10 protein-coding genes are annotated in these 10,814 nt (G+C 63.2%); 9 read left to right on the plus strand and 1 reads right to left on the minus strand.

All coding sequences use genetic code 11. The features are described 5' to 3' along the window. Nucleotides 1-102: 102 nt before the first annotated feature. The 9 genes from NTD88_RS13505 to NTD88_RS13545 all read left to right on the plus strand — a co-directional run bounded on the left by NTD88_RS13505 (nt 103) and on the right by NTD88_RS13545 (nt 9,725). Complete coding sequence (locus tag NTD88_RS13505; protein WP_095154883.1) at nt 103-858, plus strand: DeoR/GlpR family transcriptional regulator; 756 nt, start codon at nt 103-105, stop codon at nt 856-858. A gap of 185 nt (nt 859-1,043) precedes the next feature. Beyond that, nucleotides 1,044-2,576 carry a glycerol-3-phosphate dehydrogenase gene (glpD, locus tag NTD88_RS13510; protein ID WP_262154373.1) on the plus strand — a complete coding sequence of 511 codons (1,533 nt, stop codon included), beginning with the start codon at nt 1,044-1,046 and terminating at the stop codon, nt 2,574-2,576. Between the two features lie 331 nt (nt 2,577-2,907). Then, nucleotides 2,908-3,831, plus strand: a complete 924-nt coding sequence (locus NTD88_RS13515; protein WP_095154881.1) for a glutamate/aspartate ABC transporter substrate-binding protein — start codon at nt 2,908-2,910, stop codon at nt 3,829-3,831. Nucleotides 3,832-3,929: 98 nt separating this feature from the next. Further along, the gene (locus tag NTD88_RS13520) at nt 3,930-4,676 is read left to right on the plus strand and encodes an amino acid ABC transporter permease (protein WP_095154880.1); all 747 of its coding nucleotides are present in this window, start codon (nt 3,930-3,932) and stop codon (nt 4,674-4,676) included. Beyond that, nucleotides 4,676-5,347 (plus strand): amino acid ABC transporter permease, encoded by a 672-nt coding sequence (locus NTD88_RS13525; protein WP_095154879.1) that lies wholly within the window; start codon nt 4,676-4,678, stop codon nt 5,345-5,347. The genes NTD88_RS13520 and NTD88_RS13525 overlap by 1 nt, the downstream gene beginning before the upstream one ends. Continuing rightward, the gene (locus tag NTD88_RS13530; RefSeq protein ID WP_262154374.1) at nt 5,344-6,078 is read left to right on the plus strand and encodes an amino acid ABC transporter ATP-binding protein; all 735 of its coding nucleotides are present in this window, start codon (nt 5,344-5,346) and stop codon (nt 6,076-6,078) included. Before NTD88_RS13525 ends, NTD88_RS13530 begins: the two co-directional genes overlap by 4 nt. A gap of 66 nt (nt 6,079-6,144) precedes the next feature. After that, nucleotides 6,145-8,052 carry an ATP-binding protein gene (locus NTD88_RS13535; protein WP_262154375.1) on the plus strand — a complete coding sequence of 636 codons (1,908 nt, stop codon included), beginning with the start codon at nt 6,145-6,147 and terminating at the stop codon, nt 8,050-8,052. Further along, entirely contained in the window at nt 8,049-9,374 is a 1,326-nt protein-coding gene (locus NTD88_RS13540) for a sigma-54-dependent transcriptional regulator (RefSeq protein ID WP_095154876.1), read from the plus strand. The genes NTD88_RS13535 and NTD88_RS13540 overlap by 4 nt, the downstream gene beginning before the upstream one ends. A gap of 24 nt (nt 9,375-9,398) precedes the next feature. Then, entirely contained in the window at nt 9,399-9,725 is a 327-nt protein-coding gene (locus tag NTD88_RS13545; protein WP_177454403.1) for a GlpM family protein, read from the plus strand. Here the strand turns inward: NTD88_RS13545 and NTD88_RS13550 are convergent. Next, on the minus strand, nt 9,722-10,714 hold the full coding sequence (locus NTD88_RS13550; protein ID WP_262154376.1) for an alpha/beta fold hydrolase: 993 nt from the start codon (nt 10,712-10,714) through the stop codon (nt 9,722-9,724). The two genes, NTD88_RS13545 and NTD88_RS13550, sit on opposite strands and share 4 nt — an antisense overlap. Nucleotides 10,715-10,814 lie beyond the last annotated feature (100 nt).

A 10,814-nucleotide genomic window follows, 5' to 3' on the forward strand; every position in this document is an offset into this window, starting at 1 on the left:
ATGGATGCGCCCTGTGCTACGCGGCTGCCGCACTCAGGCTGGTCCCCGGCTACTTCCTACGGCATCATTGCAGCATTTTTCGGCCGCCCCTGAAGGACGCCCATGAATCTGCCTCCCCGCCAACAACAAATTCTCGAACTGGTCCGCGAACGCGGCTACGTCAGTATCGAAGAAATGGCGCAATTGTTCGTCGTCACCCCGCAAACCATCCGCCGCGATATCAACCAACTGGCGGAGGTCAATCTGCTGCGGCGCTATCACGGTGGCGCGGCCTACGACTCCAGCATCGAAAACACCGCCTACGCCATGCGCGCCGACCAGATGCGCGATGAGAAACAGCGCATCGCCGAAGCCGTGGCCCAGCAGATCCCCGATAACGCCTCGCTGTTCATCAATATCGGCACCACCACCGAGTCCATCGCCCGCGCCCTGCTCAACCACAATCACCTGAAAATCATCACCAACAACCTGCATGTCGCTTCGATCCTCAGTGCCAAGGACGACTTCGAAGTGCTGCTGGCCGGCGGCAATGTGCGCCGCGACGGCGGTGTGGTGGGCCAGGCCAGCGTCGACTTCATCAACCAGTTCAAGGTCGATTTCGCCCTGGTGGGCATCAGCGGCATCGACGAAGACGGCAGCCTGCTGGACTTCGACTACCAGGAAGTGCGCGTTTCCCAGGCAATCATCGCCAATGCCCGGCAAGTGATCCTCGCCGCCGACTCCAGCAAGTTCGGCCGCAACGCCATGGTCCGCCTCGGCTCGATCAGCCTGATCGACTGCCTGGTAACCGACCAGGCTCCCGTCGCCGCCCTGAGCCAGTTGCTCAACCAGAACAAGATCCGCCTCGAAGTGGTGTGACGGCCCCGCAACCGCCATCGCAAGGGTGGCGGTTTCAATGTTCGGTTTTTTTCACTTATTTGTAACCAGATCAGTATTTTCTATGGAAAGTCACTGGTCGGCGGCTTTCCGTTCGGCTAACATTTTCGAATACGAACATTAATGTTCAGAAAAGATACCAGAACGACTTTACAAGAGGCCGCGCCGTGTCCAATTCCAGCTCCCCCATCCTTGCCGAAATCTATGACGTTGCCGTCATCGGTGGTGGCATCAATGGTGTCGGCATCGCCGCCGACGCTGCCGGACGCGGTCTTTCGGTGTTCCTCTGCGAAAAGGACGACCTCGCCAGCCACACCTCATCGGCCAGCAGCAAACTGATCCACGGTGGCCTGCGCTATCTCGAACATTACGAATTCCGCCTGGTGCGCGAAGCCCTCGCCGAACGCGAAGTGCTGCTGGCCAAGGCTCCGCACATCGTCAAGCCGATGCGTTTCGTTCTGCCGCACCGCCCTCACCTGCGTCCGGGCTGGATGATCCGTGCCGGCCTGTTCCTCTACGACAACCTGGGCAAGCGCAAGCAACTTGGCGCCTCGCGCAGCTTGCGCTTCGGTCCGGGCAGCCCGCTCAAGCCGGCGATCACCCGCGGTTTCGAATACGCCGACTGCGCGGTGGACGATGCCCGCCTGGTGGTGCTCAACGCCATGGCCGCCCGTGAGCGCGGCGCGCACATCCTCACCCGCACCCGCTGCCTGAGCGCGCGTCGCAGCGGCAAGCTGTGGAACGTGCAGGTCGAACGCGCCGACGGCAGCCAGCAGACCATCCAGGCCCGCTCGCTGGTCAACGCCGCCGGCCCGTGGGTCGCGAAGTTCATCAAAGACGACCTCAAGCTCGACGCGCCCTACGGCATCCGCCTGATCCAGGGCAGCCACCTGATCGTGCCGAAGCTGTACGAAGGCGAACATGCCTACATCCTGCAGAACGAAGACCAGCGCATCGTGTTCTGCATTCCTTACCTGGAACGCTTCACCCTGATCGGCACCACCGACCGCGAATACAGCGGCGACCCGGCCCAGGTGGCAATTACCGAAGCCGAGACCGACTACCTGCTCAACGTGGTCAACCAGCACTTCAATCATCAACTCAGCCGGAGCGACATCCTCCACACCTATTCCGGTGTGCGTCCGCTGTGCAACGACGAGTCGGACAACCCGTCGGCGGTGACCCGCGACTACACCCTGGCGTTGTCCTCGGACAACGGCCAGGCACCGCTGCTGTCGGTGTTCGGCGGCAAGCTGACCACCTACCGCAAGCTGGCCGAATCGGCCATGGGCGAACTGGCCCCCTGGTTCACCCAGATGACCGGAAGCTGGACCGCCACCGCACCGCTGCCCGGCGGTGAAGACATGAGCACGCCGCAAGCCCTTTGCGACGAAATCCTCGCCCGCCACGGCTGGCTGCCTGCGGCCCTGGCCAAACGCTGGGCGCTGACCTACGGCAGCCGTACCCTGGCGCTGCTGGAAGGCGCGCAAGGTCCGGAAGATCTGGGCGAAGCCATCGGTGGTGGCCTGTTCAGCCGTGAAGTGGATTACCTGTGCCGCGAAGAATGGGCGCTGAACGCCGACGACATTCTGTGGCGCCGCAGCAAACTGGGGCTGTTCCTGAGCGCCTCGGAACAGCAGGCACTGCGTGAGTATCTGCAGCGGGTCGAGCTGAAGCGTGGTCGGGTGCAGGCTGCCTGAATCGCGGCGGTTGACACGGAACCCGTGGGAGCAGCCCATCGCGGCTAACAGCCACTCTCACAAGTTCCGCGTCAACCCCATCGCCGCCTTCGTTCGGCTTTCCGAACGCCAACCTCCGTAAGATTCGGCCTACCGTACACGGCCTCCTGTCAAACGCCCGTCAAATAACCCTGCTATCCAGTAAAACCGGGCCTTCATGACCGAAGTCAGCGCCTGGCACGACTCATGCTCTACACTCAGTACCCGAATGCGCAAACGCTTTATTGCAGTGTTCGCTGAACGAAACGGCCGACAACGGCCTCATAAAAAAAACAACGTCGAGGAAAATTAGATGCGTATCGTTCGTCATCTGTTGGGCGCCGCTATCGCGGCCGCTGTGATCGCTTCGCCCGTCATGGCCGAAGAACTGACCGGCACCCTGAAGAAGATCAAGGACTCGGGCACCGTTACGCTGGGGCATCGGGACGCTTCCATTCCGTTTTCTTACATCGCCGACGCTTCGGGTAAACCGGTCGGTTACTCCCACGACATCCAGTTGGCAATCGTCGAGACCCTGAAAAAGGATCTGGACCTTCCCAACCTGAACGTCAAATACAACCTGGTCACCTCCCAGACCCGCATCCCGCTGGTCCAGAACGGCACCGTTGACGTCGAGTGTGGCTCCACCACCAACAACGTCGAGCGCCAGCAGCAGGTCGCCTTCTCGGTCGGCATCTTCGAAGTCGGTACCCGCCTGCTGACCAAGGTCAAGGACGGTCAACCCGCCTACAAGGACTTCCCGGACCTGGCCGGCAAGAACGTGGTGACCACCGCCGGTACCACCTCCGAGCGCATCCTCAAGGCCATGAACGCCGACAAGCAGATGAAGATGAACGTCATCTCGGCCAAGGACCACGGCGAGTCGTTCCAGATGCTCGAATCCGGTCGCGCCGTTGCCTTCATGATGGACGATGCCCTGCTCGCAGGCGAAATGGCCAAGGCCAAGAAGCCGACCGACTGGGTCGTTACCGGTACGCCGCAATCCTATGAAATCTACGGCTGCATGGTCCGCAAGGACGACGCACCGTTCAAGGCGGCGGTCGACAAGGCCATCGTCGCGCTCTACAAGTCGGGCGAGATCAACAAGATCTACGACAAGTGGTTCCAGCAGCCGGTCCCACCAAAAGGCCTGAACCTCGGCTTCCCGATGAGCGAAGAGCTCAAGGCGTTGATCGCCAACCCTACCGACAAAGCCGCGGACGAAAAGAAGTCCTGAATCCCGTTTAGTTAGTGTCTAACCTTTCATCCGAGGGCGCCCGCGCCCCCGGATGCTCGAAGGTGCCCGTGAAACAACTGATCTGAGGGGAGACCCCGATGAATTACAACTGGGACTGGGGCGTATTCTTCAAGTCCACCGGCGTGGGCGACGAGACCTACCTCGACTGGTACATCACCGGTCTGGGCTGGACCATCGCCATTGCGATCGCCGCCTGGATCATCGCGTTGCTGCTGGGCTCGGTCCTCGGCGTCATGCGCACCGTACCGAACCGCGTGGTATCGGGTATCGCCACCTGCTACGTGGAACTCTTCCGCAACGTACCGCTGCTGGTGCAACTGTTCATCTGGTACTTCCTGGTGCCCGACCTGTTGCCCGAAGGCCTGCAGGAATGGTTCAAGCAGGACCTCAACCCGACGACCTCGGCACTGATCAGCGTGGTCATCTGCCTCGGCCTGTTCACCGCCGCACGGGTCTGCGAACAGGTCCGCACCGGCATCCAGGCCCTGCCCCGCGGTCAGGAAGCCGCCGCCCGCGCCATGGGTTTCAGCCTCTCGCAGATCTACAGCAACGTGCTGCTGCCCCAGGCCTACCGGATCATCATTCCGCCGCTCACCTCGGAGTTCCTCAACGTCTTCAAGAACTCGTCGGTCGCCTCGCTGATCGGCCTGATGGAGCTGCTGGCGCAGACCAAGCAGACCGCCGAATTCTCCGCCAACCTGTTCGAAGCCTTCACCCTCGCCACGCTGATCTACTTCACCCTGAACATGGGCCTGATGCTGCTCATGCGCATGGTCGAGAAGAAAGTTTCGGTACCGGGCCTGATCTCCGTGGGAGGTAAATGATGGAACTGGACTTCAGCGGGATCATTCCCGCCCTGCCGGGCCTCTGGAACGGCATGCGCATGACCCTGCAACTGATGGTCATGGGCATCGTCGGCGGTATCGTGCTGGGTACTATCCTGGCGCTGATGCGGCTGTCATCGAACAAGCTGATGTCGAACCTGGCCGGTGCCTACGTCAACTATTTCCGCTCCATCCCGCTGCTGCTGGTGATCACCTGGTTCTACCTGGCGGTGCCGTTCGTGCTGCGCTGGATCACCGGCGAAGACACCCCGATCGGCGCGTTCACCTCCTGCGTCGTGGCGTTCATGATGTTCGAGGCGGCGTACTTCTGCGAAATCGTCCGTGCGGGCGTGCAGTCGATCGCCAAGGGCCAGATGGGCGCAGCACAAGCGCTGGGCATGACCTACGGCCAGACCATGCGCCTGATCATCCTGCCCCAGGCATTCCGCAAGATGACCCCGTTGCTGCTGCAACAGAGCATCATCCTGTTCCAGGACACCTCGTTGGTTTACACCGTCGGCCTGGTGGACTTTCTCAACTCGGCACGGGCCAGTGGCGACATCATCGGACGCTCGAATGAGTTCCTGATCTTCGCCGGCGTCGTGTACTTCGTCATCAGCTTCTCCGCTTCCTTCCTGGTCAAGCGTCTGCAGAAAAGGATAACCGTATGATTTCCATCAAGAACGTCAACAAGTGGTACGGCGACTTCCAGGTACTGACCGACTGCAATACCGAGGTCAAGAAAGGTGAAGTGGTGGTGGTCTGCGGGCCGTCCGGCTCGGGCAAATCGACCCTGATCAAATGCGTCAACGCACTGGAGCCGTTCCAGAAGGGCGACATCATCGTCGACGGCACGTCCATCGCCGACCCGAAGACCAACCTGCCGAAGCTGCGCTCGCGGGTGGGCATGGTGTTCCAGCACTTCGAGCTGTTCCCGCACCTGACCATCACCGAGAACCTGACCATCGCCCAGCGCAAGGTGCTGGGTCGCAGCGAGGCCGAAGCCAGCAAGAAAGGCCTGGCCCTGCTCGACCGCGTCGGCCTGAGCGCCCACGCCGGGAAGCACCCCGGCCAGCTTTCCGGCGGCCAGCAACAACGTGTCGCGATTGCCCGCGCACTGGCCATGGACCCGATCGTCATGCTGTTCGACGAACCGACCTCGGCCCTGGACCCGGAAATGGTCAGTGAAGTACTGGACGTCATGGTCCAGTTGGCCAACGAAGGCATGACCATGATGTGCGTGACCCACGAAATGGGCTTCGCCCGCAAGGTCGCCAACCGGGTCATCTTCATGGACAAAGGCAACATCATCGAGGACTGCACCAAGGAAGAATTCTTTGGTGACCAGAGCGTGCGTGACCAACGTACCCAACACTTCCTCAGCAAGATCCTGCAGCACTAAGCAGACCGTAGCCCGCCGTCCGGTGTTCGCCGGGCAGCGGGCGCTGGTCGTCATAAGGCCACTGTGATGAAATGCGACCCCACGCTCTTTCGCCCAGCCAAGCCTGCCCTTGCCGTGAAACCCCGCCTGATTCGCCAGCTCATCATTCCCCCACTGATCCTCCTGCTGACGATCGGACTGGGCGTCGCCGGCTTCATGGTCAGCGAACACAACGGCATCCGCACCTTGAGCGACAACGGCGAGCGCCAGCTAGAGCTGCACGCGCGCACCGTCGAGAGCGAAATCAGCAAGTACACCTACCTGCCCAGCCTGCTGGAGCTGGAAGACAGCGTCTCGAAATTGCTGACCGAACCGGATGGCGAACACCGCCAGGTGGTCAACGAATACCTCGAAGGCCTCAACCGGCGCAGCCGCAGCCGGGCGATCTTCGTCCTCGACACCACCGGCCGGGTCCAGGCCTCCAGCAACTGGCGCGATGTCGACAGTTTCCTCGGTGAAGACCTGTCGTTCCGCGCCTATTTCCAGGACGCCGTGCGCGGCCAGCCGGGACGGTTCTACGGCATCGGCAGCACCACCGGCGAGCCGGGCTACTACCTGGCCCACGGTCTTGAAGAACACGGCAAGATCATTGGCGTGGCGGTGATCAAGGTGCGCCTGGAACCCCTCGAAGAACGCTGGCAACGCGCCCGCCTGGAAGCCTTCGTCAGCGACGAGAACGGCATCATCATCCTCTCCAGCGACCCGGCCCGACGCCTGAAGTCAGTGCGTCCGCTCAACCCGGAACTCAAGGAACGCCTGGCCCGCAGCCTGCAGTACTACTGGTTCTCGCTCAACGAGCTGCAACCGCTGGGCCGGGAAAAACTCGGCGACGACCTGGAGAAACTGACCTTCCCGGCCAACGCCCGGCTCGATGACGGCACCCATGAAGTCGCTTACCTGGCGCAGACTCGCCGCCTGGTCGACACGCCCTGGCACTTCACCCTGCTGACGCCGCTGCAGGACCTGCGCCGCGAATCGATCATCCAGGGTGTTCTGGTAGCCGTGGCTTTCGCCCTGCTGGCCATTCTCGCCATCGCCTGGAACGAGCGGCGCAAGGTGATCGCCACCCGCCTGGCCGCCCGCGAGGCGCTGGAAGAAGCCAACAACCAGCTCGAACGCAAGATCGCCGAACGTACCGCCGACCTGCGCGCCAGCAACGACCGCCTGAAAGCGCAAATCCGCGAACGTCGCCAGGCCGAGCAGACTCTGCGCCACGCTCAGGACGAACTGGTGCAGGCCGGAAAACTCGCAGCCATCGGCCAGATGTCCACCAGCATCGCCCACGAACTGAACCAGCCGCTGGCCGCGCTGCGCACCTTGTCCGGCAACACCGTGCGCTTCCTCGAACGCGGCTCGCTGGAAATCGCCAGCGCCAACCTGCTGACCATGAACGACCTGATCGACCGCATGGGCCGCATCACCGCCAGCCTGCGCTCCTTCGCCCGGCGCGGCGACGACCGCGGCCAGGCCTCGCTGAGCAAGGCCGTCGAGGCTACCCTGCAAGTGCTCAATGCGCGCATCGAAGGGTGCCACCTGAAGCTGCACAGCAACTACAGCGACCAGCAACTGGCCATCGACCAGACCCGCCTGGAACAGATTCTCGTCAACCTCATCGGCAACGCCCTGGACGCCATGGCCACGGTGCCGCTGCCGCAGCTCTGGCTGGAAGGCGAGCGCCAGGACGACAAATACCGCTTGCGAGTCCGCGACAACGGCCACGGCATCGACGACGAAGCCCGCAAGCATTTGTTCGAACCGTTCTTCACCACCAAACCGGGCGAGCATGGCCTCGGCCTGGGCCTGACCTTGTCCGCCAGCCTCGCGGCCGCCGCTGGTGGCAGCCTGAACGTCGAACACCCCGCCAACGGCGGCACCGCGTTCGTCATCAGCCTGCCGCTGGTCAAAACCGCCACTGAACCCGCCGAGTCCTTATGAACCCATCGCCCCTTACCGTCCTGATCGTCGAAGACGACCCGCATGTGTTGCTCGGCTGCCAGCAGGCCCTGGCCCTGGAAGACATCGCCAGCGAAGGCGTGAGCAGTGCCGAACAGGCCCTGGAGCGGATCGGCGACGACTTCGCCGGGATCGTCGTCAGCGACATCCGCCTGCCCGGCATCGACGGCCTGGAACTGCTCAGCCGCCTCAAGGCCCGCGACAGCAGCCTGCCGGTGGTGCTGATCACCGGCCACGGCGACATCGACATGGCCGTCGGCGCGATGCGCAACGGCGCCTACGATTTCATGGAAAAACCCTTCTCGCCGGAGCGCCTGGTCGACGTGGTCCGCCGCGCGCTCGAACAACGTGGCCTGGCCCGGGAAGTGTTCGCCCTGCGCCGCCAACTGGCCGAGCGCAGCACCCTGGAAGGCCGCATCATCGGTCGTTCGCCGGCGATGCAGAACCTGCGCGAACTGATCGCCAACGTCGCCGACACCTCGGCCAACGTGCTGATCGAAGGCGAGACCGGCACCGGCAAGGAACTGGTCGCGCGCTGCCTGCACGACTTCAGCCGGCGCCAGTCCCAGCCTTTCGTCGCGCTGAACTGCGGCGGCCTGCCGGAAAACCTGTTCGAAAGCGAAATCTTCGGCCACGAGGCCAACGCCTTCACCGGCGCGGGCAAGCGGCGGATCGGCAAGATCGAGCACGCCAATGGCGGCACGCTGTTCCTCGACGAGGTCGAGAGCATGCCGATCAACCTGCAGATCAAACTGCTGCGGGTGTTGCAGGAGCGCACCCTCGAACGCCTCGGCTCGAACCAGAGCATCGCCGTGGATTGCCGGGTGATCGCCGCGACCAAGTCCGACCTCGACGCCCTCGGCCAGAGCGGCCAGTTCCGCAGCGACCTGTATTACCGCCTCAACGTCGTCACCCTGGAACTGCCGCCGCTGCGCGAACGCCGCGAAGACATCCTGCAACTGTTCGAACACTTCCTCCAACTGTCGTCCCTGCGCTTCGACCGCGAGGCGCCGCAACTGGACAGCCAGACCCTGTCGCGCCTGATGAGCCATGACTGGCCGGGCAACGTGCGCGAACTGCGCAACGTCGCCGAGCGCTTCGCCCTCGGCTTGCCGGCGTTCAAGAAGAGCGGCACCAGCCCGTCCCAGGGCGTGGGTTTTGCCGAGGCGGTGGAAGCCTTCGAGCGCAACCTGCTCAGCGACGCGCTGCAACGCACTGGGGGCAATCTCAGCCAGGCCAGCCAGGAGCTGGGCATGGCCAAGACCACCCTGTTCGACAAAGTGAAGAAATACGGCCTCGGCTGACAAGGCGGAAACGACATGGACCTGATACTCAAAGCCTGCCTTGGCGCCGCCGTGGTGGTGATCCTCGCGATGCTGGCCAAGACCCGCAATTACTACATCGCCGGGCTGGTGCCGCTGTTTCCCACCTTCGCCCTGATCGCCCACTACATCGTCGGCAAGGGGCGCTCGCTGGACGACCTGAAGACCACCATCGTGTTCGGCATGTGGTCGATCATTCCGTACTTCGTCTACCTCGCGGCGTTGTATTTCCTCGTCGACCGCCTGCGCCTGGAAGCCTCACTGGCCCTCGCCGCGCTAGCGTGGCTGGTGGCGGCGGCGATCCTGGTGAGTGTCTGGGTACGCCTTCATTAACGCTGGGCGAGATGGCTGTAATCATTGCGGTGCGCCTGTAAATACGGCAGCACCGCCGCCAGCAGCGCGGCCTTGAACGGTTCCTGGAATCGGTGGGCCAACCCGGGAATCAACGCCAATTGGCTGCCCTGGATATGCGCCGCCAGGTGCACCCCGTGCATCACCGGCAGCAGCGGATCGGCGGTGCCATGCACCACCAGCGCCGGCACCCGCAGGCGGTTGAGCAACTCGACCCGGCTGGGTTCGGCGAGGATTGCCATGATCTGGCGCTTGACCCCTTCGGGGTTGAATGCGCGGTCGTAGGACACCGCCGCCTGTTGCAGCAACGCCTGACGATCATCCTGCACCCGCGGGCTGCCCAGCGCCGCCAGCAGGTCCGCCTGTTGCTCGATCGCCACCTCGCGGTTGGGCGCGCCGCGCCGCGCCAGTTGCTGGATCAGCGCCGCGCTCGGCGCCGGCAGGCCCTGGGCACCGGAACTGGACATGATCAGCGTCAGGCTCTCGACCCGCTCCGGCGCCATCGCCGCCAGGTGCTGGGCGATCATCCCGCCCATGCTCACGCCCAACACATGAAAGCGGCTTTCGCCGAGGTACTGCATTAGCTCCAGGCCGTCCTCGGCCATGTCTTCGAGGGTGTAGGGCGCACTCACCGACAGGCCGAGGCGATAGCGCACCAGTTCGTAGGTCAGGCTGGCATCGGCGGGCGGCTGGTTCCAGCGCGACAGACCGACATCGCGGTTGTCGTAGCGGATCACCCGGAAGCCTTGGCGACACAGGGCCTCGACCACTTCATCAGGCCAGTGGATCAACTGCCCGCCCAGCCCCATGACCAGCAACAGCGCCGGGTCGGTGCTGCGCCCGACGCTCTGGTAGGCCAGGCTGACCTGCTTCAGCTCGGCCTGCTCGACCGGCGCATGGACGTCGCAACGCGGCGCGGCGAACGACGGAAAGGCGCTCAGCAGCGCCAGGAGAAATAAATACAACCGCATGGAAAAACACCGAAAACGAAATCCCCAGTAGAGCGCGAGTGTGATGATGTTTGTGCCGGCGCGCTGCCACAGTTCCGTGACAATTTCATGAACCTCGCCG

This window comes from Pseudomonas sp. 20P_3.2_Bac5 (genome assembly GCF_025466035.1).
In the GTDB taxonomy this organism is placed as follows: Bacteria; Pseudomonadota; Gammaproteobacteria; order Pseudomonadales; family Pseudomonadaceae; genus Aquipseudomonas.

Bases quoted from the DNA above. Each gene is read 5' to 3' on its own strand.
- NTD88_RS13540 (WP_095154876.1), top strand. From the start codon at position 8,049: ATGAACCCATCGCCCCTTACCGTCCTGATCGTCGAAGACGACCCGCAT.
- NTD88_RS13505 (WP_095154883.1), top strand. From the start codon at position 103: ATGAATCTGCCTCCCCGCCAACAACAAATTCTCGAACTGGTCCGCGAA.
- NTD88_RS13550 (WP_262154376.1), bottom strand. From the start codon at position 10,714: ATGCGGTTGTATTTATTTCTCCTGGCGCTGCTGAGCGCCTTTCCGTCG.
- NTD88_RS13525 (WP_095154879.1), top strand. From the start codon at position 4,676: ATGGAACTGGACTTCAGCGGGATCATTCCCGCCCTGCCGGGCCTCTGG.
- NTD88_RS13530 (WP_262154374.1), top strand. From the start codon at position 5,344: ATGATTTCCATCAAGAACGTCAACAAGTGGTACGGCGACTTCCAGGTA.
- NTD88_RS13515 (WP_095154881.1), top strand. From the start codon at position 2,908: ATGCGTATCGTTCGTCATCTGTTGGGCGCCGCTATCGCGGCCGCTGTG.
- NTD88_RS13535 (WP_262154375.1), top strand. From the start codon at position 6,145: ATGAAATGCGACCCCACGCTCTTTCGCCCAGCCAAGCCTGCCCTTGCC.
- NTD88_RS13520 (WP_095154880.1), top strand. From the start codon at position 3,930: ATGAATTACAACTGGGACTGGGGCGTATTCTTCAAGTCCACCGGCGTG.